Origin of the sequence: Lelliottia sp. CFBP8978, assembly GCF_034046055.2 — a bacterium.
Taxonomy (GTDB): Bacteria; Pseudomonadota; Gammaproteobacteria; order Enterobacterales; family Enterobacteriaceae; genus Enterobacter.
The window spans coordinates 3,219,074-3,242,330 of record NZ_CM188253.1 but is presented as its reverse complement, the minus strand read 5'-3'; the positions used below and the strand labels follow the sequence as shown (position 1 = coordinate 3,242,330).

The 23,257-nt window shown below is 51.7% G+C and carries 27 protein-coding genes, 1 other RNA gene and 1 other annotated feature; of the genes, 13 read left to right on the top strand and 15 right to left on the bottom strand.

The window, feature by feature from the left end; translation table 11 throughout:
• Nucleotides 1–102: 102 nt before the first annotated feature.
• The 3 genes from SOM82_RS15260 to smpB form a co-directional block, all read right to left on the bottom strand.
• Complete coding sequence (locus SOM82_RS15260) at nucleotides 103–1,344, bottom strand: integrase (RefSeq protein ID WP_320461691.1); 1,242 nt, start codon at nucleotides 1,342–1,344, stop codon at nucleotides 103–105.
• A 204-nt stretch (nucleotides 1,345–1,548) separates the two neighbouring features.
• Nucleotides 1,549–1,911, bottom strand: a transfer-messenger RNA (tmRNA) gene (ssrA, locus tag SOM82_RS15255).
• A gap of 99 nt (nucleotides 1,912–2,010) precedes the next feature.
• The gene (smpB, locus tag SOM82_RS15250) at nucleotides 2,011–2,493 is read right to left on the bottom strand and encodes an SsrA-binding protein SmpB (protein ID WP_154128868.1); all 483 of its coding nucleotides are present in this window, start codon (nucleotides 2,491–2,493) and stop codon (nucleotides 2,011–2,013) included.
• Between the two features lie 162 nt (nucleotides 2,494–2,655).
• On the opposite strand from smpB, the gene SOM82_RS15245 reads away from it, so the two are divergent.
• Nucleotides 2,656–3,093 (top strand): type II toxin-antitoxin system RatA family toxin, encoded by a 438-nt coding sequence (locus tag SOM82_RS15245; protein WP_320461690.1) that lies wholly within the window; start codon nucleotides 2,656–2,658, stop codon nucleotides 3,091–3,093.
• On the top strand, nucleotides 3,083–3,370 hold the full coding sequence (locus SOM82_RS15240) for an RnfH family protein (RefSeq protein WP_320461689.1): 288 nt from the start codon (nucleotides 3,083–3,085) through the stop codon (nucleotides 3,368–3,370). Before SOM82_RS15245 ends, SOM82_RS15240 begins: the two co-directional genes overlap by 11 nt.
• Nucleotides 3,371–3,459: 89 nt before the next feature.
• Here SOM82_RS15240 and bamE read toward each other — a convergent pair whose 3' ends face one another.
• The 3 genes from bamE to nadK all read right to left on the bottom strand — a co-directional run bounded on the left by bamE (nucleotide 3,460) and on the right by nadK (nucleotide 6,565).
• A complete protein-coding gene (gene bamE / locus SOM82_RS15235; RefSeq protein ID WP_095282982.1) occupies nucleotides 3,460–3,801 on the bottom strand; it encodes an outer membrane protein assembly factor BamE in 342 nt (113 codons plus the stop codon).
• Nucleotides 3,802–3,939: 138 nt separating this feature from the next.
• Entirely contained in the window at nucleotides 3,940–5,601 is a 1,662-nt protein-coding gene (gene recN, locus SOM82_RS15230) for a DNA repair protein RecN (protein WP_154128871.1), read from the bottom strand.
• 85 nt (nucleotides 5,602–5,686) lie between these two features.
• Nucleotides 5,687–6,565, bottom strand: a complete 879-nt coding sequence (nadK, locus tag SOM82_RS15225; protein ID WP_154128872.1) for an NAD(+) kinase — start codon at nucleotides 6,563–6,565, stop codon at nucleotides 5,687–5,689.
• Between the two features lie 121 nt (nucleotides 6,566–6,686).
• Here nadK and grpE point away from each other — a divergent pair, with 121 nt between their 5' ends.
• Nucleotides 6,687–7,280, top strand: coding sequence for a nucleotide exchange factor GrpE (gene grpE, locus SOM82_RS15220; protein WP_154128873.1), 594 nt, complete (start codon nucleotides 6,687–6,689; stop codon nucleotides 7,278–7,280).
• A gap of 35 nt (nucleotides 7,281–7,315) precedes the next feature.
• On the opposite strand, the gene SOM82_RS15215 is transcribed toward grpE, so the two are convergent.
• Both SOM82_RS15215 and SOM82_RS15210 read right to left on the bottom strand, forming a co-directional pair.
• Nucleotides 7,316–8,602, bottom strand: coding sequence for an HlyC/CorC family transporter (locus SOM82_RS15215; protein ID WP_154128874.1), 1,287 nt, complete (start codon nucleotides 8,600–8,602; stop codon nucleotides 7,316–7,318).
• An 18-nt stretch (nucleotides 8,603–8,620) separates the two neighbouring features.
• A complete protein-coding gene (locus SOM82_RS15210) occupies nucleotides 8,621–9,412 on the bottom strand; it encodes a cytochrome C assembly family protein (protein ID WP_154128875.1) in 792 nt (263 codons plus the stop codon).
• Between the two features lie 166 nt (nucleotides 9,413–9,578).
• Here SOM82_RS15210 and ffh point away from each other — a divergent pair, with 166 nt between their 5' ends.
• The 7 genes from ffh (at nucleotide 9,579) to SOM82_RS15175 (ending at nucleotide 15,160) form a co-directional block, all read left to right on the top strand.
• On the top strand, nucleotides 9,579–10,940 hold the full coding sequence (ffh, locus tag SOM82_RS15205) for a signal recognition particle protein (RefSeq protein ID WP_154128876.1): 1,362 nt from the start codon (nucleotides 9,579–9,581) through the stop codon (nucleotides 10,938–10,940).
• 269 nt (nucleotides 10,941–11,209) lie between these two features.
• Complete coding sequence (gene rpsP / locus SOM82_RS15200) at nucleotides 11,210–11,458, top strand: 30S ribosomal protein S16 (RefSeq protein WP_014171249.1); 249 nt, start codon at nucleotides 11,210–11,212, stop codon at nucleotides 11,456–11,458.
• A 15-nt stretch (nucleotides 11,459–11,473) separates the two neighbouring features.
• Nucleotides 11,474–12,013 carry a ribosome maturation factor RimM gene (gene rimM, locus SOM82_RS15195; RefSeq protein ID WP_154128877.1) on the top strand — a complete coding sequence of 180 codons (540 nt, stop codon included), beginning with the start codon at nucleotides 11,474–11,476 and terminating at the stop codon, nucleotides 12,011–12,013.
• A gap of 31 nt (nucleotides 12,014–12,044) precedes the next feature.
• Nucleotides 12,045–12,812, top strand: a complete 768-nt coding sequence (gene trmD / locus SOM82_RS15190) for a tRNA (guanosine(37)-N1)-methyltransferase TrmD (protein ID WP_154128878.1) — start codon at nucleotides 12,045–12,047, stop codon at nucleotides 12,810–12,812.
• Nucleotides 12,813–12,855: 43 nt separating this feature from the next.
• The gene (rplS, locus tag SOM82_RS15185; protein WP_095282974.1) at nucleotides 12,856–13,203 is read left to right on the top strand and encodes a 50S ribosomal protein L19; all 348 of its coding nucleotides are present in this window, start codon (nucleotides 12,856–12,858) and stop codon (nucleotides 13,201–13,203) included.
• A gap of 129 nt (nucleotides 13,204–13,332) precedes the next feature.
• The gene (locus tag SOM82_RS15180; protein WP_320461688.1) at nucleotides 13,333–13,737 is read left to right on the top strand and encodes a DUF2946 domain-containing protein; all 405 of its coding nucleotides are present in this window, start codon (nucleotides 13,333–13,335) and stop codon (nucleotides 13,735–13,737) included.
• A gap of 58 nt (nucleotides 13,738–13,795) precedes the next feature.
• Entirely contained in the window at nucleotides 13,796–15,160 is a 1,365-nt protein-coding gene (locus tag SOM82_RS15175) for a PepSY-associated TM helix domain-containing protein (protein WP_320461687.1), read from the top strand.
• A gap of 7 nt (nucleotides 15,161–15,167) precedes the next feature.
• On the opposite strand, the gene SOM82_RS15170 is transcribed toward SOM82_RS15175, so the two are convergent.
• From SOM82_RS15170 to SOM82_RS15155, 4 genes are all read right to left on the bottom strand, one after another.
• Entirely contained in the window at nucleotides 15,168–15,650 is a 483-nt protein-coding gene (locus SOM82_RS15170) for an OmpA family protein (RefSeq protein WP_320461686.1), read from the bottom strand.
• A 12-nt stretch (nucleotides 15,651–15,662) separates the two neighbouring features.
• Complete coding sequence (dgcN, locus tag SOM82_RS15165) at nucleotides 15,663–16,883, bottom strand: diguanylate cyclase DgcN/YfiN (protein WP_320461685.1); 1,221 nt, start codon at nucleotides 16,881–16,883, stop codon at nucleotides 15,663–15,665.
• A complete protein-coding gene (gene yfiR, locus SOM82_RS15160) occupies nucleotides 16,876–17,409 on the bottom strand; it encodes a regulatory sequestration protein YfiR (protein WP_320461684.1) in 534 nt (177 codons plus the stop codon). Before yfiR ends, dgcN begins: the two co-directional genes overlap by 8 nt.
• Before the next feature lie 151 nt (nucleotides 17,410–17,560).
• Entirely contained in the window at nucleotides 17,561–17,935 is a 375-nt protein-coding gene (locus SOM82_RS15155; protein ID WP_320461683.1) for a DUF2799 domain-containing protein, read from the bottom strand.
• A 212-nt stretch (nucleotides 17,936–18,147) separates the two neighbouring features.
• Between SOM82_RS15155 and aroF the strand changes: the two genes are divergently transcribed.
• Genes aroF through SOM82_RS15140 form a run of 3 tightly spaced genes read left to right on the top strand, consistent with a single transcriptional unit; the run spans nucleotide 18,148 to nucleotide 21,283 of the window.
• The gene (gene aroF / locus SOM82_RS15150) at nucleotides 18,148–19,218 is read left to right on the top strand and encodes a 3-deoxy-7-phosphoheptulonate synthase AroF (protein WP_320461682.1); all 1,071 of its coding nucleotides are present in this window, start codon (nucleotides 18,148–18,150) and stop codon (nucleotides 19,216–19,218) included.
• Between the two features lie 10 nt (nucleotides 19,219–19,228).
• Complete coding sequence (gene tyrA, locus SOM82_RS15145; RefSeq protein WP_154128885.1) at nucleotides 19,229–20,350, top strand: bifunctional chorismate mutase/prephenate dehydrogenase; 1,122 nt, start codon at nucleotides 19,229–19,231, stop codon at nucleotides 20,348–20,350.
• A gap of 60 nt (nucleotides 20,351–20,410) precedes the next feature.
• On the top strand, nucleotides 20,411–21,283 hold the full coding sequence (locus SOM82_RS15140; protein WP_320461681.1) for an SMP-30/gluconolactonase/LRE family protein: 873 nt from the start codon (nucleotides 20,411–20,413) through the stop codon (nucleotides 21,281–21,283).
• On the opposite strand, the gene pheA is transcribed toward SOM82_RS15140, so the two are convergent.
• The 3 genes from pheA to raiA all read right to left on the bottom strand — a co-directional run bounded on the left by pheA (nucleotide 21,280) and on the right by raiA (nucleotide 23,040).
• Nucleotides 21,280–22,440, bottom strand: a complete 1,161-nt coding sequence (gene pheA / locus SOM82_RS15135) for a bifunctional chorismate mutase/prephenate dehydratase (protein WP_320461680.1) — start codon at nucleotides 22,438–22,440, stop codon at nucleotides 21,280–21,282. The two genes, SOM82_RS15140 and pheA, sit on opposite strands and share 4 nt — an antisense overlap.
• 29 nt (nucleotides 22,441–22,469) lie before the next feature.
• Nucleotides 22,470–22,595, bottom strand: a sequence feature (Phe leader region).
• Nucleotides 22,547–22,594, bottom strand: coding sequence for a pheA operon leader peptide PheL (gene pheL, locus SOM82_RS15130; RefSeq protein WP_001386991.1), 48 nt, complete (start codon nucleotides 22,592–22,594; stop codon nucleotides 22,547–22,549). It overlaps the preceding feature by 48 nt.
• Nucleotides 22,596–22,698: 103 nt before the next feature.
• Entirely contained in the window at nucleotides 22,699–23,040 is a 342-nt protein-coding gene (gene raiA, locus SOM82_RS15125) for a ribosome-associated translation inhibitor RaiA (RefSeq protein ID WP_320461679.1), read from the bottom strand.
• Between the last annotated feature and the right edge of the window lie 217 nt (nucleotides 23,041–23,257).

The window sequence follows — 23,257 nt, the reverse complement described above, 5'->3', positions numbered from 1 at the left end:
CTGACAGGAGGCGGGTTTTTATTTGCCACTCATGACATAATCAACCCACGTCTGCATCATTGCCCCCGTTGTTCCAGCAGATCTGTTCTAGGGGCCATTTTACTACCCAACAAGTCGTAGCTTTTTCACTTCACCTTCAATCATGCTTCCAGTATCTGCCGCTTTCACAAAATCAGCCCACCATTGCATCATTGGACGACGCTGCTCCAGGTAATCGCTGCGGTTATAAGCACGACGAACCTCATTCTTATCCACATGGGCAAGTGCTGCCTCAATGACATCAGGCGGGAAGCCTTGCTCATTAAGGGCCGTACTGGCAATAGATCGCAGACCGTGTGAAACAAGCACCCCACCAAAACCTGCGCGTTTTAGCGATGCGTTGACGGTCTGACTGTTCATTGGCTGGTTTGGCTTGATACGGCTGGGAAAGATAAATTCTCGGTTGCCGCTTAACGGCTTAATCATTTCCAGAACAGCCATTGCTTCATTTGACAATGGAACGGTATGGTCACGGTTCATTTTCATGCGTGATGCAGGGATTTTCCATTCTCGTGCTTCCAGGTCTACCTCATCCCAACGAGCCTCAGCTGCTTCGGCAGGGCGGGTGATAGTAAGTAGTTGCCACATGAATAGGCATCGTGTTGGTAGGATAATGTTGGCGGTACGCATGGTCTGCATGAGTTGCGGTAGCTGGTCTGGACGTATACTTGGCATGTTCTTTTTCTGAGGCTTCTCAAATGCCTTGCCAATATTGACACTGGGGACAGCATCAATCAGACCTGTGTTTTGAGCATAAACCATGACCTCATTGATTCGTTGGCACAGGCGACGGACGGTTTCCAGTGCTCCTCTGGCCTGAACCGGTTGAACTGCCTGAACCAGAGTATGGGCTTTAATATCTGTAATACTGATATCGCCAATCTTTGGTAAAACATCTCTCTCCAGCGAGCGCCAGATATCCTCTGCGTAGTCCTCGGTCACACTGGCTTTCTTCACATTCCACCAACGTTCAGCTACGAGTTGGAAAGTGTTGGTTTTGGCTTCAAGCGAACTGCGGAGTTGTTCTTGCTGATGCTCCTGAGGATCAATTTGTTTTGCGAGTAGAACGCGAGCCTCTGTCCGGTAGCTTCGAGCATCGGCAAGTGTGACTGACGGATAGGGGCCGATGCTTTTCTTCGCCCGCTTCTTGGTGACAGGGCGAATGTAGCGAAACTGCCATATTTTACTGCCACTGGATTTGATGAGTAGCTCAAGGCCATCGCCATCATAAAGAACGTAGTCCGCTTCTTTGGGTTTTGCTGATTCGATTTCCTTGACGGATAAAGGTTTGGTTTGTCTTGCCATTGTCGGGTTTCCATAGTTTTAGGCACCTTGAAAACAATAATGCTTTATGAGGTGCCTAACAAGGTGCCTAAAAGGTTCGGATTTAATTAGTTTGCTTCAGACTTCCCAGGACAAATTAAAGGCACAAAAAAGCCCGCAGGGCTTGTGCCATGCGGGCTCTTTAGACTTAATCGGATGACTCTGGTAATCATCGATTGAAGATTTTGGTGGAGCTGGGGGGATTTGAACCCCCGTCCGAAATTCCTACATCCTCGGTACTACATGCTTAGTCAGTCTTTACATTCGCCTGGCACCTGCGGACAGACACGCCACTACCAAACTAGCCTGATTAGTTTTAGCGCTTTAGCCCCAGGCAGGACTTCCACGCGATCTCTTTTGGGTTTGACCTCTCTTGATCCCCGTCCTAAGAGCGGAGGCTGGGGAGAGAGGGCTCTTAGCAGGTTATTAAGCTGCTAAAGCGTAGTTTTCGTCGTTTGCGACTATTTTTTTGCGGCTTTTTACGAGGCAAACCGCCCCTCGGCATGCACCTTGGGTTTCGCAAATCCCGTCGAATCCAGAATCAGCCCCAATGTGTTGAACTCAGTATACCAGAACTGTCATCGGAGATGCCAGCGCCGAACGATAAGTTCTTAAATCAGCATAATAAGTACAAAATACAGACAGAAATTAACGACCAGCGTGTTTCATGATACGCGCTTTATCGACCTGCCATTCGCGGTCTTTCACGTCATCACGTTTGTCGTGCTGTTTTTTACCCTTCGCCACGCCGATTTTCACTTTACACCAGGCGTTTTTCCAGTACAGAGACAGAGCGACGACGGTGTAACCTTCGCGGTTAATACGGCCAAAGAGTGAAGCCAGTTCGCGCTGGTTGAGCAGCAGCTTACGCGTGCGCGTCGGGTCACAAACGTAGTGTGAAGAGGCGACCGCCAGCGGCGTAAAGTTCGCGCCAAACAGGAAGGCTTCGCCATCAATCATAATCACGTAGCTGTCGCTGATGTTTGCTTTACCTGCGCGCAGGGATTTAACTTCCCAGCCCTGCAACGCAAGGCCAGCTTCGAATTCTTCTTCAATGAAATACTCATGGCGGGCACGCTTGTTGAGCGCAATGGTTGCCGAGCCAGGTTTATGTACTTTTTTCTTCGTCATAAGTGTCGTGAAGCCATAGGTAATCTGAGTTCAAAAAGTAACCTCATTGCGATTGCGTCCTGTGAGGTCTAACGCGCTATCTTAGCACGAGATGAGCCTTAGCGTTTTTTTAACAAGGGATAAATGTTATTATTTGTCCGTTGTGTGACCATGGAAAAAGCTATGCCTCAGATTAGCCGTACTGCGCTTGTCCCCTACAGTGTGGAACAAATGTATCAGTTAGTGAATGACGTGAAGTCCTATCCGCAGTTTATTCCGGGATGTACCGGTAGCCGGGTGCTGGATGTTGGCCCGACGCAGATGACAGCAGCGGTGGATGTCTCTAAAGCCGGGATCAGTAAAACGTTTACCACGCGTAATACGTTGACCGATAACCAAAGCATTTTGATGCATTTGGTCGATGGCCCGTTCAAAAAACTGATGGGAGGCTGGAAGTTTACTCCACTCAGCGCGGATGCCTGTCGTATTGAATTCCATCTGGATTTTGAGTTTACCAATACGCTGATCGAGCTGGCGTTTGGCCGTATATTTAAAGAGCTGGCTTCTAACATGGTTCAGGCATTCACCGTCCGTGCCAAAGAGGTCTACAGTGCCGCCTAAAATTGCCATTGAAGTGGCCTACGCACTGCCGGAAAAACAGTATTTGCAGCGAGTGAAGCTCGAAGAGGGGGCGACCGTTGAAGACGCCATTCGTGCTTCTGGTTTGCTCGAACTGCGCAGTGATATTGATCTGACGAAGAATAAAGTGGGTGTTTACAGTCGTCCGGTCAAACTGACGGACACGCTTAACGATGGCGATCGCGTTGAGATTTACCGCCCGCTTATCGCAGACCCCAAGGAGTTGCGCCGCCAACGCGCAGAAAAGTCAGCAAAATAACGGAATCGCTGAATTTGTCATTCTGAATGGCAATGATTTACCGAAACAAAAAAGGTGCTCATTGAGCACCTTTTTGCATGACTAAACCCTTACTCTTTGGTGAGCGCCGGTTTGTTATCAATGTTGGTTAACACACCGCTGCTATTAAATGTCAGCGTCAGCGTTTGCTGCGTCACACCTTCATGGCCAGGCTGCTGGCGGAATACGTAGAACCAGGTATTAGTGCCGAACGGATCGGACATCATCGGGGTTCCCAGTGCATAAGCGACCTGCTGTTGTGTCATACCAACACGAATTTTAGACACATCGTTAGGTGTGAGGTAGTTCCCCTGGTTGATATCAGGACGGTAAACCACTCGCTCCAGAGTGGAACAACCTGCGGTCAACATCAGAAGAACCGCTGCGACAGCGGTCAGCGTTTTACAGCGCATAGTGATTTGATTCCTTTTCGGGCCCGAGCAATACGCGGCTCATATGTTATATGCCGATGATAATAGACCTTGCCCCACTTTGAAACCGGTCTTACGGCGTTTTTGTTGTTCTGTATGACCCTGAGATCCCGAAAAAGTTTACGCAGCCAGCAGTTCTTTGGCGTTAGCCAGCGTATTACGCGTCACTTCGCTTCCGCCCAGCAGTCGCGCCAGCTCTTGCAAACGTGCCTTTTTATCTAACGGTTGCATGTGAGTTTCTGTCATTTCGCCATCGGTTTCTTTACTGACAAAGAAGTGATGGTGCCCGCAGCCCGCCACCTGAGGAAGATGCGTCACGCACATGACCTGGGTGGACTCGCCCAACTGACGTAGCAATTTACCGACGACAGCCGCCGTTGGGCCGCTGATCCCGACATCCACTTCGTCGAAAATCAGTGCTGGCGTTTCCATTTTACGGGCGGTGATGACCTGAATTGCCAGAGCGATACGTGATAACTCACCGCCGGAGGCGACTTTGGAGATCGCTTGTAAAGGCTGGCCTGGGTTAGTGGTGACGCGGAATTCTACACGGTCAGCACCTTCGGCGGTCAGGTGGTTTTCTTCCAGTTTGACATCAATCGTAAAGACGCCATGCGGCATCGACAACGCATGCATGCTGTCGGTGATGTATTGACCCAGTTCCTGCGCATAGTGCTGGCGGACGGCATGAAGCTGTTTTGCCGTTGCCAGCGCCTGTTGATGATGAACGCCCACTGCCAGTGACAAGGTTTCCAGTGAGTCGGCCTGATCGTCGAGCTGCTGCTGTTCGTCCAGCAAAGAACGATGATAATTCGGTAACTCTTCTGGCGTGACGTGGTGCTTACGTGCCAGAGAAATTTGTCGGGAGATGCGTTGCTCAAGCTCAAACAATCTGTTGGGGTCGAGATCCAGACGCTCGCAATAATGGCGCAGTTCTTCGCCGGCTTCAGAGATCTGAATAGCCGCTTCTTCCAGCATATCCAGCACCCCAGAAAGTTTGCTGTCGAGGCTGGCCAGTTCAGTCACCTGCTGACGCACGGTATATAGCTGGCTCTGTAAATTCAGCTCTTCACCATCGGCCAGCAGATTCAACGCTTGCTGGCTGGTTGAAAGCAGGTGCCCACTGTTGGCCAGACGTTTGTACTCTTCGTCAATCTGCTCAAACTCGCCGGGCTGTGGGTTGAACTCATTGAGCTCTTTTAACTGATAGTCCAGCAGTTCGGCGCGGGCGGCGCGCTCCTGGCTTTGCTGTTGATGCTGGGCCAGTTCACGACAGCTCTGGTGCCATTGACGGTAGTGCTCTGCCATAAGTTGAGTGAGTGCATACTCACCTGCGTAGCCATCAAGCAGTGCTTTTTGTTGTTCAGGTTTGATGAGCTGCTGATGGGCATGCTGTCCATGGATTTGAATCAGCAGTTGGCCCAGCTCGCGAAGCTGAGAAAGGGGAACGGCAGTACCGTTGATAAAGCCGCGCGAACGGCCATCGCTACTAATTACGCGGCGAAGTAAACACTCACGCCCGTCTTCGAGTTGATTCACTTCAAGCCAACGCAGCGCGGCAGGAGTATCTTTCAATGAGAAACGTGCGCAGAGGTCGGCACGGCTTGCGCCGGTGCGCACAATGTCGCCTTCGGCACGGCCGCCCAGACACAAGCCGAGCGCATCAATGGCAATGGATTTACCTGCACCGGTTTCACCGGTAATGGCCGTCATTCCGCTCTGAAAATCGATCTCAAGCTCACGAACAATGGCAAAGTTGCTGATGGTCAGTTGTGCCAGCATAATTGTTTTCCTGTATGAAAAACCATAACTGTGTTTTCATACAGTATAAACTGGTTTTATATACAGTAAAGTGCTGGATGCAAAATTAGAACAATTTTTTTGACCAGCCGAGTTTTGAGCTTAGCGTGTTGAAATAACTGTAATCTTTCGGGTGAATCAGATTTAAATGATAGTCGCATCGACGAATTAACACATCTTCACCTTCCTGAATCGGCAGCGCGATTTGACTGTCGCAGCTGATTTCGAGGTCGTTGCGGCGATGTGAGAATCGCAGGCGGATGGTGCTGCTGCTGTTAATGACCAGCGGGCGAGCCGAGAGGGTGTGGGGGAACATCGGCACCAGGGTGATCGCATCCAGCGAAGGGGTCAGAATGGGGCCGCCCGCGGAAAGAGAATAGGCTGTCGAGCCTGTGGGCGTAGAGATGATCAGCCCATCCGAACGCTGTGAAAAGGCGAAAACTTCGTCGATATAGACTTCAAACTCAATCATGTGCGCCACTTTGCCTGGATGCAAAACGACCTCATTGATGGCAGTGCTGATGCGCTTCTGACAGTCTTGTTGACATACCTGCGCTTCCAGCAGAAAGCGTTTTTCGCTGATGTAATGGCCATCCAGCACATCGGCAAGCTGCTGATGGGCATTATCCGGGTCAAGATCGGTCAGGAAGCCAAGGTTGCCGCGGTTGATTCCAATGACTTTAATGTCGTAGCGCGCCAGCGTTCGCGCGGCACCGAGCATATTACCATCGCCGCCAACCACCACGGCGAGATCGGCCTGTTGCCCAATTTCCGCCAACGTGCCGGTTTTGACATTTTTGAGCTGCAGTTCCTGCGCTATTTGCTGTTCAACGATGACGTCATAACCCTTCGCGCACAGCCAGCGATACAGCATTTCATGTGTCGTCAGCGCGGTAGGATGACGTGGATGCCCGACAATCCCAATACACTTGAAATGATTATTCATTTTCTGGAGGTCCTTGTGTCGAATGATGATGACAATGTGCTTTGTTCCCTTGAATCCCGGAAACTGATCCCCATAATAAGCGAAGTTAGCGAGATGAATGCAGAAAAACGCGGAGAAATTCATGAGTAGTAAAGAACAGAAAACGCCTGAGGGGCAAGCCCCGGAAGAAATTATCACGGAACAGCACGAAGAAGTTGAGGCTGTAGAGCCGGACACTTCTGCTGAGCAGGTGGACCCGCGCGATGAAAAAATTGCGAATCTGGAAGCTCAGTTAACAGAAGCGCAGAATCGCGAGCGCGAAGGCGTGCTGCGTATCAAAGCGGAAATGGAAAACCTGCGTCGCCGTACCGAGCTGGACGTGGAGAAGGCGCATAAATTTGCGCTGGAGAAATTCGTCAACGAGCTGCTGCCTGTTATCGACAGCCTGGATCGCGCGCTGGAAGTCGCAGACAAAGCGAATCCGGATATGGCTGCAATGGTGGAAGGCCTTGAGCTGACGCTGAAATCCATGCTGGATGTGGTACGTAAGTTTGGCGTTGAAGTGGTGGCTGACACCAACGTGGCGCTTGACCCGAACGTTCACCAGGCGATTGCGATGGTTGAATCTGAAGATGTGGCGGCGGGCAACGTGCTGGCTGTGATGCAAAAAGGCTATACGCTGAATGGTCGTACGATTCGTGCGGCGATGGTGACTGTCGCGAAAGCGAAGGGCTGATTCAGTTTCCCCTCTCCGCCTGGAGAGGGGACTTTTCATTCTGCCACGCTGTCCCGAAGCGGTTTTACCGGGATAACTTTCACCTGCTTAATCATGTTGTCCTGAACATCCAGGATATCAATATCATACTGGCTGATGCGAACCCGCGTTCCAGCCGCCGGGATCTCCTCCAGCGCTTCCAGAATCATACCGTTGATCGTCCGGGCGTCATCCTCTGGCAGATGCCAGTTAAAGGCTTTGTTGAGTTCACGCACGTTGGCGCTACCGTCAATTAGCACCGACCCGTCATTTTGCGGCGTAACCTCTTCTGCAAGAGAAGGCGACATTGATGTCGTGAAATCACCGACAATCTCTTCCAGAATGTCTTCGACCGTCACCAGTCCCTGAATATCACCATATTCATCGACCACCAGGCCGACTTTCTTTTTATTTCGCTGAAACTTAACCAGCTGCGTGCTGAGCGGCGTGCCTTCCGGAATGAAATAGATCTCATCAGCGGAACGGAGCATGACCTCTTTGGTGAACTCCTTTTTCTCGGTCATCAGACGATAGGCTTCGCGCACGCGCAGCATCCCAATGGCGTCGTCCAGCGAGTCGCGATAGAGCACGATGCGGCCATGCGGTGAGTGTGTCAGCTGGCGGACGATGGCTTTCCAGTCGTCGTTGATGTCGATACCCACGATTTCATTACGCGGCACCATGATGTCGTCAACGCTGACTTTTTCCAGATCCAGCACCGACAGCAACATGTCCTGATTCCGGCGCGAAATTTGCGAGCGGGATTCATTCACGATGGTGCGCAGTTCGTCTTTGCTGAGCGCGCTGCTGATCGTGACGTCCGCTTTAATGCCAACCATACGCATCAGCAGGCGAGTCACCATATTCAGCAGCCAGACCAGCGGCATCATCAGGATCAGCAGAGGCGCGAGAAGGAAACTGCTCGGATAAGCCACTTTCTCCGGATAGAGCGCCGCGATAGTTTTTGGCAGCACTTCTGCAAACACCAGCACCACAAACGTCAGAACCCCCGTTGCGATCGCGACGCCGGCATTGCCATACAACCGCATTCCTACGATGGTGCCTAACGCCGAGGCGAGAATATTGACGAGGTTGTTGCCGATGAGTACCAGGCTAATCAGTCGGTCAGGCTTGCGCAGTAATTTCTCTACGCGACGGGCAGCACGATTGCCGTGTTTAGCGCGATGACGTAACCGATAGCGGTTCAGGGTCATCATGCCGGTCTCTGAACCAGAGAAATAGGCGGAAATAACCACCATGACGATCAGCGTGACGATCAGTGTGGTGGTGGAGATGTGTTCCAGAGGGAACTCCTTTGTTACTTAGCCGACAAACTGCTGAATGACGCGGCTACCGAAATAAGCCACCGTCAGGATGCCTGCGCCAGCGACGTTAAACCAGACGACGCGAAGACCGCGCCAGCCCTTGTGATAGTGGCCCCACAGCAGGACGATATAAACGAACCACGCGATAATTGAGAGAACGGCTTTGTCGATATTCTCAATGCTGAACAGGTTCTGCATATAAAACAGGCCGGTACACAGCGTCAGCGTGAGCAGAACGACACCAATCTGGGTGATATGGAACATCTTACGCTCAATGACCATCAGCGGTGGCATTTCCTGATTGAAAACCAGCTTTTTATTCTTAAGCTGATAGTCAATCCAGGCCAGTTGCATGGCATACAGCGCCGCAATGATCAGCGTGGCATACGAGAAAAGCGACAAGCCAATATGCACCATCATGCCCGGAGTTGTTTCCAGGTGGGTGATGAATTCGTTAGGCATAAAGGTGGCGAAGGCCAGATTGATGAGAGCAAAGGCATACACAATCGGCAGCAGAAGCCAGCCACGGTTTTTGGACGCGACGATGGTCATGACCGTACAGATCATCAGACTGACCAGCGATCCCACGTTCAGTACGCTCAGGTTTTGTACGCTACCATCGCCAGGAATGATGCGCGACTCCAGTGCAAACGCATGGCTGACCAGGGCGATAACTGCCGACAAAATAGCCATTCGTCGCCAGCCGCTGTTTTTTTGCAACAGGCCGGGAATGATCAGCGCAAGGCTGAAAGAGTAGGCAACAAGGGCGATCAGTGCGAAAACAGGCATATAGGCGTCGACAGTTGTCTTAATTAGAAAGATAAGCAGTATAACGTTACGTGACGCGTGCTCCAACCGTTGCATAACAACAAAGGCGCCTTCATGTTATACTGCGGCAAAATTCTGTGTATGTGTCGCTGTGGCGACCTAACGTTTCTACCTCAGGCGATAGACAATGTTTGATAATTTAACCGATCGTTTGTCGCGCTCGCTGCGCAACATCAGCGGACGTGGACGCCTCACTGAAGATAATGTGAAAGAGACGCTGCGCGAAGTGCGTATGGCGTTACTCGAAGCCGATGTGGCGCTGCCCGTCGTGCGTGAGTTCATCAGCCGTGTGAAAGAGAAAGCGGTTGGTCATGAAGTCAATAAGAGCCTGACGCCGGGTCAGGAATTCGTCAAAATCGTGCGCAACGAGCTGGTTGCGGCGATGGGCGAAGAGAACCAGGTCCTGAACCTGGCCGCGCAGCCGCCAGCGGTTGTGCTGATGGCGGGTTTACAGGGTGCGGGTAAAACAACCAGCGTCGGTAAGCTGGGTAAATTCCTGCGCGAAAAGCACAAGAAAAAAGTGCTGGTTGTGTCTGCCGACGTTTATCGCCCTGCGGCGATCAAACAGCTCGAAACTCTGGCAGAGCAGGTTGGCGTGGATTTCTTCCCGTCCGACGTCGCGCAGAAACCCGTCGATATCGTTAATGCGGCGCTGAAAGAAGCGAAGCTGAAGTTTTACGACGTGCTGCTGGTGGATACCGCCGGTCGTCTGCACGTTGACGAAGCAATGATGGACGAAATCAAACAGGTTCATGCCGCGATTAATCCGGTAGAGACGCTGTTTGTTGTCGATGCGATGACCGGCCAGGATGCCGCGAATACCGCAAAAGCGTTTAACGAAGCGCTGCCGTTAACCGGCGTGGTGCTGACCAAAGTGGACGGTGATGCCCGCGGCGGTGCGGCGCTCTCTATTCGTCATATCACCGGTAAGCCGATTAAATTCCTCGGCGTCGGCGAGAAGACTGAAGCGCTGGAGCCGTTCCACCCCGATCGTATTGCCTCCCGTATCCTCGGCATGGGCGATGTGCTGTCGCTGATCGAAGATATCGAGAGCAAAGTTGACCGCGCGCAGGCTGAGAAGCTGGCGAGCAAGCTGAAAAAAGGCGACGGGTTTGATTTAACCGACTTCCTGGAACAGCTGCGTCAGATGAAAAACATGGGCGGAATGGCGAGCCTGATGGGAAAGCTGCCGGGCATGGGCCAGATTCCGGATAACGTAAAAGCGCAGATGGATGACAAAGTGCTGGTGCGTATGGAAGCGATCATCAATTCGATGACGCTGAAAGAACGTGCGAAGCCAGAGATTATCAAAGGTTCCCGTAAACGCCGTATTGCGGCCGGTTGCGGGATGCAGGTGCAGGATGTAAACCGCCTTCTGAAGCAGTTCGACGACATGCAGCGCATGATGAAGAAAATGAAGAAGGGCGGGATGGCGAAAATGATGCGTGGCATGAAAGGCATGATGCCGCCGGGATTCCCTGGCCGCTGAAACAAGGGATATAAGGCTATCTTGTTTGCCATTTTAGCTCCGGGGTGTGCTCGAAATGCTCACGTACTACGTGTACGCTCCGCTTTCTGCGCGCACGCCGGAACTAAACTGGCTGCACCGATATACGCCTTATAACCCTTGTTTGGCATATGTGAAGCATATGCTGATTGCAATTTCTCCAGAAATCAGTAAAATTTTCGGGCTTTTAATATGACACTGGGCTCCGTTCCTCGATGGGGCCCAGTGTTTTATTCACACAAGAGGATGTTATGGTAACTATTCGTTTAGCACGTCACGGCGCAAAAAAGCGTCCGTTCTACCAGGTTGTTGTGACTGACAGCCGTAATGCACGCAACGGTCGCTTCATTGAGCGCGTTGGTTTCTTCAACCCGATCGCTAGCGGTTCTGAAGAAGAAACCCGTCTGGATCTGGATCGTATCGCTCACTGGGTTGGCCAGGGCGCTACTGTTTCCGATCGCGTTGCTACGCTTATCAAAGCAGCAAACAAAGCAGCTTAATCTGTCACGGTGGTCATGATGAGCATTAAAGCACCTGTTGAACCGATCGTATTGGGAAAAATGGGTTCTTGCTACGGTATTCGTGGTTGGCTCAGAGTGTTTTCCTCCACTGAAGACGCTGAAAGCATTTTTGATTACCAGCCCTGGTTTATCCAGAAAGGCGGTAAGTGGGAAGCGGTCGAGCTGGAAAGCTGGCGCCACCACAATCAGGATATCGTGATCAAGCTGAAAGGCGTTGACGATCGCGATGCAGCGAATCTCCTGACCAATTGTGAAATTGTCGTTGATTCGTCGCAATTGCCTCAGCTTGAAGATGGAAGCTACTACTGGAAAGACCTTATGGGTTGCCAGGTAGTGACCACTGAAGGCTATGCCCTGGGGAAAGTCATCGACATGATGGAAACCGGGTCAAATGACGTTCTCGTCATTAAGGCAAACCTGAAAGATGCATTTGGCATCAAGGAGCGGCTGGTTCCGTTCCTCGATGGGCAGGTTATCAAGAAAGTCGATCTCACTACTCGCACGATTGAAGTAGATTGGGATCCTGGTTTTTAAATTCTCCGGATAAACGGTAAAAGACGGCGCTATGTGGATTGGCATTATTAGCCTGTTTCCTGAAATGTTCCGCGCGATTACTGATTACGGGGTAACTGGCCGGGCAGTAAAAAAAGGCCTGCTGAGCATCGAAAGCTGGAGTCCTCGTGACTTCACGCATGACCGGCACCGTACCGTGGACGAACGTCCTTACGGCGGCGGACCGGGGATGCTAATGATGGTGCAACCCTTACGGGACGCCATCCATACAGCAAAAGCCGCGGCAGGTGAAGGCGCGAAGGTGATTTATCTGTCACCTCAGGGACGCAAGCTTGATCAAGCAGGCGTAAGCGAACTGGCCACGAATCAGAAATTGATTCTGGTGTGTGGACGCTATGAAGGCATAGATGAGCGCGTAATCCAAACCGAGATTGACGAAGAATGGTCTATCGGCGATTACGTTCTCAGCGGTGGTGAGTTACCGGCAATGACGCTGATTGACTCCGTTGCCCGGTTTATTCCGGGTGTACTGGGCCATGAAGCTTCGGCAACAGAAGATTCTTTTGCTGATGGATTGCTGGACTGCCCACACTATACCCGCCCTGAAGTGTTAGAAGGGATGGAAGTACCGGCGGTATTACTGTCGGGGAACCATGCTGAGATACGTCGCTGGCGTTTGAAGCAGTCGCTGGGCCGTACCTGGCTTAGAAGACCTGAACTTCTGGAAAACCTGGCTCTGACTGAAGAGCAAGCAAAGTTGCTAGCGGAGTTCAAAAAAGAACACGCGATACAGCAACATAAACATGATGGGCAAGCGTAACACGCTCCCGAATATCAGTTTACCCAGGATAAGAGATTAAATTATGAGCAACATTATTAAGCAAATTGAACAAGAGCAGATGAAGCAGGACGTACCTTCATTCCGTCCGGGTGATTCCGTGGAAGTGAAAGTATGGGTTGTTGAAGGTTCCAAAAAACGTCTGCAGGCATTCGAGGGCGTGGTTATCGCTATTCGTAACCGCGGTCTGCACTCTGCATTCACTGTTCGTAAAATTTCCAACGGCGAAGGTGTTGAGCGTGTCTTCCAGACTCACTCTCCAGTAGTTGACAGCATTACTGTCAAACGTCGTGGTGCTGTACGTAAAGCTAAACTGTACTACCTGCGTGAGCGTACCGGTAAGTCTGCTCGTATCAAAGAGCGTCTTAACTAAGATTCGCTTATGCGACATCCTGTTAAAAGGGCTGGCCGAAAGGCTGGCCCTTTTTTATGGTATCGACCTCATCGTGTTAACCGTTTTCTCATAAATCATTTACAATGCCCCCTCATTGTCGGAGGGGAAGTGGATAACGTACTGCATCAGCCAGCCTTGAAACGCGCAGCGGCCTGGACCGCGCTGTTCGCGATCCTGCTGATTGTGGTGGCGCCGCTTATCTCTGTTTCGCTGCAAAAAGATCCCATGAGCGCGATGCCGGGTATGCACCATGACATGAGCCAGATGTCGATGGCTGGACATCATGGTGAAGCGCCGCACTCAATGCCTGTCGATCACGCCGAAGCCTGTGGTTATTGCGTCCTGATGGCGCACGTGCCGGGCATGCTGCTGTCTTTGATTGTGTTGCTGTGCGCGTTATTGCTACGACAAAGTGTCACACCGCCGCGTCAGAGGGTGAGTCACTGGCATTTTTTCCCCTGGTTATACCCCGATACCCGCGCCCCGCCGGAGCGGTCTGCTTTTTCCCGTTAAAAAATAAAACGTATGCCTGTCTGGCGTACCGATAACTTTTTACCTGTAAAGGAAAAGTATGACTACCTGCACTCCGCGCGTGGCATGGATAAACCTGCTGCGGCGCCTTCATTTTTATATCGGGTTATTTGTCGGCCCGTTCATTTTCTTCGCGGCCCTGACCGGTACGCTCTATGTAGCGACCCCTCAGCTGGAAAGCCATCTGTATAAACACGCGCTCTCCAGTGATGTGACCGGCGAGGCGCAACCGCTGGCCGAACAAGTTGCGGTAGCGGAAAAAGCCACTGGCGACGAACTACGTCTGCAGGCCGTGCGTCCCGGTTTGATCGCCGGAGAAACAACTCGCGTGATGTTTATCGATCCGACGCTTGGACCGTCGGAAAATAGAGCCATTTTCGTCGATCCTGTGACGCTGGCGATCCGCGGCGATCTGACGGTGTATGGCACCAGTGGGATCTTGCCGTTGCGTCAGAAAATTGATTATCTGCACACATCGTTGATGCTGGGCGATTTCGGCCGTTTGTATAGCGAGCTGGCGGCATCGTGGATGTGGATTGCGGCCCTGGGTGGGATCGCGCTGTGGTTTTATACCTGTCCTAAACGACGTATCAATAACACCTTCCAGAATCGTCGCCGCATCCACGTTTCACTTGGTTGGCTGCTGTTGGGCGGGATGCTGTTGTTTTCGGCCACCGGGCTGACCTGGTCACAGTGGGCCGGTGGCAATGTCGATAAGTTGCGGAGCAAAATGAACTGGCTGACGCCGCAGGTCAACACCCAACTGCATGGGCCTGCGGCAGAAATGGATCCTCATGCTGAACATCGCGGTCATCATGGAGCAATGATGATGCCCGCGATGACAACCGATCTGACGCTTTTTGATAATGTACTCCAGGCGGCAAGAGGGGCAGGGATTGATGCGCATAAGCTGGAAATCCGACCCGCTAAAATGGACGGACAGGCCTGGACGGTGACGGAGATTGATCGCAGCTGGCCGACGCAGGTTGATGCCGTGGCCGTCGATCCGCATTCAATGCAGGTGGTTGACCGCACGCGTTTCGCTGATTTTCCCCTGATGGCTAAACTGACCCGCTGGGGAGTCGATTTTCACATGGGGATCTTGTTTGGTCTGGTGAATCAGCTGGTATTGATCGCGTTTGGCACGGCGCTATGCGTATTGATCGTATGGGGCTATCGGATGTGGTGGATGCGACGGCCTGCGCAGGCGGCAGCAAATCCGGTGCAGACCTTTTGTCAGAGCTGGCTGGTACTACCCGCCAGCGGCAAAGTTGTGACTATTGCTGTTAGTGTGGTGCTTGGGCTGATGATGCCAGTGATGGGCGTCAGTCTTGCTCTGTTCGTGCTGATTGACTGGCTGCGCTGGCGCGCGCAATCCGCGTTATCACTGGCTGAGTCGCGTTAATTCCAGGTTAAGGCGCGCTGATGACCACCGCCACCCGGCGGTTTTCGGCGCGTCCTTGCGAGCTCGAATTACTCGCAACAGGGTATTTTTTGCCTAATCCCTGCGTGGTGAGATTGCTGCGCGGGATCTTCGCTCCTTTTGCCCAGGCATCAGCCACAACGTTAGCGCGTTTCAGTGACAGCGATTCGTTGTAGCTCTCTTCGCCGTAGTTGTCTGTGTGTCCGTCCATCCGCGCATGGGTTAAGCCGGTAGACGCCAGCCGAGTCGCCATGGTCTGGATCTGCTGTTCGCTTTCCGGGCGGAGCTGATATTCGTTTTTACCGAACAGAATTTTGGCAGACAGCCCCAGCGACCAGTCGCCGTTTGTCTCGTTAAAGCCGTAGGATTTCATCGCTGCGATTTGTTCCGGGTTGAACTTTCCCTGTGGTGCCTGGCAGCCCGCCAGAATCGTTGATGCCATAAAGATCGGCGCGAGGTATCGCTTTAACATAACGTGTTCCTTTTACGATATTGTCTTTGAGCGCTGGTTTTTCACCAGGTACATATTGCGGTCGGCTTGCTCCAGTAACATGTCTACCGACGTTGTTTCCCACGTCAGAGCAAAACCAATACTGAGGGACATTTTAACGCGGTGCCCGTTATGCAGATCATACGGGCGTATTAACTGCTGTGAGAGCGCCGCACAAATCTGTTGAACGTCCGGGCCGGAATGGACGCCATACAGGATCATGGCAAATTCATCACCGCCCAGCCGGTATGACTGATGTCGTTTCGCCCCAAATTCTACCATTCTGCTGGCGACCTCGATCAGCACGCAGTCACCCGCCGCGTGTCCCCAGGTGTCATTGATCGCCTTAAAGTTATCGCCATCGAGGAACAGCAGGGCAGAGTTGGTTTGCGCTGAGGGGTCTTTCATCAAGGCCGCAATGCTATTACGAAACGCCGCGCGATTCGCAAGGCCGGTCAGAGGATCGTGCATGGCGGTACGCATCAGCTGCGCATTCCGGGCCTGAAGTTTGAGTTGCCACTCCTCCATTTCGTCGAGCAGGCTGTTGAAGTCCTGCCCAAAACGGTGAAATTCTTCGATGCGCTCCTCTTCAACCCGACGAGAAAAGTTGCGGTTCGTTCTGACGTCATGCACGACATCGGTGATATTTTGCAAAGCCGTGACGATTCCATGATGCAAAGAGTGGGTAATCGCCAGCGCCACAAAGGAGGCGAAGAGAATACAGCCCGTCAGGACGGCGAAGGAGGTCCAGATAAAGTGGCTAATCAGGCTGTCGCGTGCGGTGATACGCACTTCGCCAATAACGGCACCATTATGCATAACCGGCTGCGCGGCAGGGACCGGGAAGAGCAGGCGACTCACCAGCGTTCCCAGCGTGTCAGGATTTTCATCGGGGTTCCACGACCAGTAAGCAAAACGCTTCTGATGGATGTCGAAGACTTCGGCGACGGCGAACTGACCCTGTTTACCCAGCGTGGCGAGCGTTTCAGTGGCTGCAGTCGCATCGTTGAAGACGAGTGAAGCTTCCAGGCTCCGGCTCATAGTGGCGCTGGTGAGTTCGAGATTTTTTTGCGCGTACTGTTTTAACGTCACCACCGAGGCGATGCATAATAATAACCATACGATAGTCATGGCTATTATTACGCTAATCATACTGATACGCCGCAACGTTCTTTTAAACGTTGGCCGTGGCATTGAGGTGAATTCCTTATTCATGCTTTTTATTCCGGGCAAGCATTAACACATCCGGGTTGACTCTTACACCGCTGCGCGACAGTGCATCCAGATTAACTGAAAATCTTACCGTGTCGTCATTTATTATCAGACAGAAGGCGCTACCAATAACACACTCAGGGTTTTGTTCGGCGATTAATAGCAATGCTCTTCCCTGATAATTCGCGAATATTGCCAGCTGATTTGCAGGCGACTCATGACCAAAATAAATAGCATCACAGGTCGCTGCCAGCGCCTCGGCTTCGTTATGCACGATCTGGGGTGTGTACGGTAACGGCGTTGGCTTACTGTCGCTTAGCGCCTGTACAAAATGAGAGGAAGAGAAAATACAGAGTTTGGGCTGGTTTGATAGCGTTGGCCAGCGGGTGTAGCTGACGATGCCAGAAACGATTGAGCGCACCGATTTATCCGTTTCGGTCAATGTTCCGGCAAGAGTTTGCCCGCCGACAATGAACAATAATATCGCCAAAGTCAGTTGGCTTAAAGGGATCAAAAAATAATGTCGCACCAGAATCCGCTACACCACTCTGGAAATATAAGTCCTTAATGAGTGCCGGCAGAATATCATCGTTTACCTGCACAGTCATTATGTGAAAAGGCTATGAATGCGGCGAGAGCTCAATGAGAAGCTGTTATTAATGAAGACTCAGGTAATGAAGTCAATTAAGTCTGGTGGCTCGCATACCTTCATCCATTCCTTTTTGCCAGGCCTGACGTAATGGCTCTGCATTTTCTGAAGTATCGCAGCTGGCGGGAAATATTTTCCCCGAGACGCCCCAGGCATAGACAAAATCTTCCGTACAGATTCTTTTTTGGCCGTCGGCATAACCGCGCAGGTATTCACTGCGGTTTACCTCAGGATCGTTAAAATTATCGGCAAGTGTTTCATTACTTTTTACCGAAACACCGTTCATGGCGTCTTCTTTACCGGCCGTAAACCAGTTTGTGCCAGTCCAGTGCGGCTGGAAGGTATAGGGATTGATCTGACAGCCTGTCAACAAAAGAGCCAGCAGTGCGAAAGCAGTCGGACGCATAATGATTCTCCTTTTTCTTCAGCATAGCCTGGCATGAGATAAGGTGCGTGTAATTAAAAGTTTACATAATAAGCGGGATTAATTTGCCTGAAAAGGCTTGTTGTAAAGTATTGTGTACGTATTTTGGATTGAAATCTTTACTTGATGTGATATTGTTAAGTCACCTCTTTGAGGAAACCACTATCGCAAACGAGCATTACAGGATCGCCATCATGCAAAAAGACGCGCTGAACAACGTACATATCACCGACGAACAGGTTTTGATCACTCCGGATCAGTTGAAGCTGGAATTCCCGCTGAGTTCTGAGCAGGAAGCGCAAATTGAGCACTCCCGCCAGACCATTTCTGACATTATCGCCGGTCGCGATCCGCGCCTGCTGGTGGTATGTGGGCCATGCTCCATTCACGATCCTGAAACTGCGATTGAATACGCTCGTCGATTTAAAGCATTAGCCGAAGAGGTCAGCGATAGCCTCTACCTGGTCATGCGCGTCTATTTTGAAAAGCCACGTACCACAGTTGGCTGGAAAGGGTTGATTAACGATCCGCACATGGATGGTTCGTTTGATGTGGAAGCAGGCCTGAAGATTGCGCGTCGCCTGCTGGTGGAGCTGGTGAGCATGGGCCTGCCGCTGGCAACAGAAGCCCTTGATCCCAATAGCCCGCAATACCTGGGCGATCTGTTTAGCTGGTCAGCGATTGGTGCCCGTACCACGGAGTCACAAACTCACCGCGAAATGGCGTCTGGTTTGTCGATGCCGGTTGGGTTTAAAAATGGTACCGACGGTAGCCTGGCCACCGCGATTAATGCCATGCGTGCTGCTGCAATGCCGCATCGCTTTGTGGGAATTAACCAGGCCGGTCAGGTGTGTCTGTTGCAAACCCAGGGTAACCCGGATGGTCACGTGATCCTGCGCGGCGGTAAGGCACCGAACTACAGCCCGGCAGATGTGGCACAGTGTGAAAAAGAGATGGAACAGGCGGGACTGCGCCCGGCTCTGATGGTAGATTGCAGCCATGGTAATTCCAATAAAGATTACCGTCGTCAGCCTGCGGTTGCGGAATCCGTTGTCGCGCAAATTAAAGACGGTAATCGCTCGATTATTGGTTTGATGATTGAGAGTAATATCCATGAGGGTAATCAGTCATCAGAGCAGCCGCGTAGCGCGATGAAACACGGCGTCTCCGTAACGGATGCCTGCATTAGTTGGGAAGCGACTGATGCACTACTGCGCGAGATCCACAAAGATTTGAACGGCCAGCTGGCGGCACGTCTGGCTTAAGAGGTTAGTTATGGTTGCAGAATTGACCGCATTGCGCGATCAAATTGATGAAGTCGATAAGGCGCTGCTGGATCTGCTGGCGCGCCGTATGTCACTGGTTGCCGAAGTCGGTGAAGTGAAAAGTAAATATGGACTGCCGATTTACGTGCCGGAGCGTGAGGCGTCAATGCTGGCGTCACGTCGTCATGAGGCGCAGTCGATGGGGGTTTCACCCGATCTGATTGAAGACGTTTTGCGCCGTGTGATGCGAGAATCGTACTCCAGCGAAAATGACAAAGGCTTTAAAACGCTTTGCCCGTCTTTGCGTCCAGTGGTGATTGTGGGCGGTGGCGGTCAGATGGGGCGTCTGTTCGAGAAAATGCTGACGCTTTCTGGCTATCAGGTACGCATTTTTGAAAAAGAGGACTGGGCGCGTGCGTCAGAGCTGATGGCTGATGCGGGCATGGTGATCGTCAGCGTGCCGATTCATGTCACCGAACAGATTATCGCGAAGCTCCCGCCTCTGCCGGAAGATTGTATTCTGATTGATTTGGCGTCTGTGAAGAATGGTCCATTGCAGGCGATGCTCGCCGCGCACAACGGCCCCGTGCTGGGATTGCACCCTATGTTTGGCCCCGACAGCGGCAGCCTGGCGAAACAGGTCGTGGTCTACTGTGATGGCCGTCAGCCGGAAGCCTATCAGTGGTTCCTGGAACAAATTCAGGTGTGGGGCGCGCGTTTGCACCGCATTAGCGCCGTCGAGCACGATCAAAATATGGCCTTCATCCAGGCCCTGCGCCACTTTGCGACCTTCGCTTATGGCCTGCATCTGGCGGAAGAGAATGTGCAGCTTGAGCAGTTATTAGCGCTTTCTTCACCAATCTACCGCCTTGAACTGGCCATGGTTGGACGTCTTTTTGCCCAGGACCCGCAGCTGTATGCTGACATTATTATGTCGTCAGAGAATAATCTGGCGCTGATCAAACGCTATTATCAGCGTTTTGGTGAGGCCATCGCGTTGCTGGAGCAGGGCGATAAGCAGGCGTTTATCGACAGCTTCCGTAAAGTTGAGCACTGGTTCGGGGATTATGCAAAACGATTCCAGAACGAAAGCCGTACCTTATTACGTCAGGCGAACGATAGTCGCCAGTAATCCAATGATGTATATACTGAAAGCCAGCATTGCTGGCTTTTTTCATTTTGGGGATTTGTCATGACTGAACCACAAGTTCTGTTTAATTACACCGGAAACTTACCGGAATGTCCCACCTGGAGCGAGGAAGAGAAGGCGCTCTATTGGGCGGATATTCTGGAAGGGGAGATCCATCGCTATCATCTGCCTACAGCAGAGCATGCGGTTCTCTCATTTCATGAAGAAGTCGGGTGTTTTGCATTGCGTGCCCGCGGCGGCTTTATTGTGGCGATGCGTAATGCTATCTGGCTCACTGATAAACATGGCTTGTTGCAGCAAAAAGTCTGCGATAACCCTTCCAACCCGCAATTAGCCCGTTTCAATGATGGCGGCACTGATCCTCTGGGGCGCTTCTACGCCGGGACATTCTGGGGACCGGGCGACTATAACGGGGCGATGTTGATGCGTATAGATCACGATCTGACGCCGAAAGTGATTCAGTGTGATATTCATGGCCATAATGGTCTGGCTTTCAGCCCTGACAATAAATGGATGTTAACTTCGGACACGCCGAATGCGGTTATTTATCGTACGCCATTAGATGAGCAACTCGAACCGGGAACGCGTGAGGTGTTTCATCGCTTCAACAAAGGCGAAGGGATTCCGGATGGGGCGGCCATGGATGTTGAAGGTTGCTACTGGAGCGCATTATTTGATGGCTGGCGTATTGCGCGGTTTTCTCCGCAAGGTGAGCAGCTGGAGGAGTATCGACTGCCGGTGCGTTGCCCGACGATGGTCTGTTTTGGCGGCAAAGAGATGAAAACGCTGTTTATCACGACCACGCGAGAAAATATGGGCAGTGATGAAGTGGCAAAATATCCCCTTTCTGGCGCGATCTTCACCCTGCCAGTTAAGGTGGCAGGGATGAAGAAAAGCCCATTTATTGAACGTTAAACCGGATCGACCGGGACAACGTTTTCGCTTGGATAGCAGCCTAACACTTTCATTGAACGGGTAATTTCGCCGAGTTCACGCAGGGCTTTCTGCATGGATGCAGACTCCAGGTTGGCCTGAACATCAAGATAAAACATCTCTTCCCACGGGTTGCCGTTAATCGGGCGTGATTCCAGTTTGGTCATGATCAGATTGTGATTACGCAATACCAGCAAAGCTTCTACCAGCGCGCCCGCCTGCTGGCCGGTCGCCATCAGTAAGGTCGTTTTTGCCGGAACCTGCTCGGAAACGTTTATGGATTTGCGTGCCAGAACCACGAAACGAGTGATGTTCTGCGTTTGGTTAGCCAGATTCCGCTCCAGTACCTGTAATCCATACAACGCTCCGCCGGCTTCGCTGCCGAGCGCCGCGACGGACGGGGAGTTTGCCTGCGCCACTTTTTCCATCGCAGCGGAGGTGCTTTCGGTGTACTCAATTTTCCAGTGCGGATAGCGGTTAAGGAACTGGCTGCACTGCTGGAAGGGTTGCGGGTGGCTGTAGACGGTGTCGATTTGGCTGAGATCGGTTGATCCAGAAACCAGTACGCAGTGGTCAATCGGGATAGTCAGTTCGCCAACCAGGGACAGGCTGGTGTGCTGGAGGAGATCGTAAACGTCGTTGATCGCCCCGGAACTGGTGTTTTCAAGCGGAACGATGGCGTAGTCTGCTTGTCCGGTTTCGACCTGATTGAAAATATCGGCGAATTTAGCACAGCCGCTTTCAATGAATTCTTCGAAATGGCGTGCGGCATATTGACGAGCCGCCAGATGTGAGTAGGAGCCTTTAGGACCAAGGAACGCGACGCGCGCTGAGTGCGGGTTGGTTTTATTCAGATGTTGTTGCAGCAGCGCTTGCTGGGTGAGGACGGAATCTTCAATGATCAGCTGGAACAGGCGGGTGATGTAATGCGCATCAAGATGGTGTGATTTACCTAACTGGATCAGGCGTTCCAGTAAATCGCGCTCGCGGTCAATATCGCGGACAGGGCGATGGGACTCCAGCTTGGCTTTACCCACTTCAACCGCGAGTGTGCGGCGTTCGGCCAGCAGCGCCAGTAATTTCTCATCCAGTGCACTGATTTTTACTCGCAGATCCAGTAACGGGTTTTCCGGTGTCATAGCGTTGCCTATTTCGTTTATTGTTATCAATAAAAAAGGCCTCCCGCTTTGGGAGGCCTTGTTGTTCGTCTTCGCATTCTTTATCACACGACGAAACGCCTCCCAGTCAGGGGAAGGTAAAAAAGAATGCGAAGAAAAACGGCGTATGTTTCATGGGATCATCCTGTGCGTGATACCGTTAAAGTACCTGCACTGTTTTCATCCTGTCAATAAAAAACGCGCCCGAAGGCGCGTTGGCGGTACACTCAATTTAAAGGATTACTCTTCTTCAACTTCTTCCGCAAAGCTTGCGTCTTTCACTGATGTTGCAGCGCGACGGGCCTCGCCTTTGTGTTGCACTTTATTGAGCTGCCGTTCCAGCTTGTTGATCAAATCGTTGATAGCGGTGTACATATCTTCGTGTTTTGCGCTGGCGACCAGATGGCCGTTAGGAGTATTGATAGTTGCGTCAGCGGTGAAACCCTGTGGTTCCTTGGACAGAATGATATGCGGGTTAATCAAATGTGTTTGCCACTTATCCAGTTTGGCGAGACGGTCTGCGACGTGCTGGCGGATTGCCGGAGTAATTTCCATTTGTTTACTGGTAATGTTCATTGTCATAAATGTTACCTCTTGTCTTTCCGTCTTGGTGATTCCAGCATACCTTTCCTAATGTCAAAATGTGTGATCTGAATCACATTATTTTGTCACTTTTTGTCAGGGAACCTTTTTTGTGAGGCAAGACAGGAAGAGGGGAGATTTACCTTGTAGAAGTTGGAAATTAGCGCCATAGTTGACTGGATTCGTCGGCACTAAACTGCTTCAGCAGTGGGCGGGA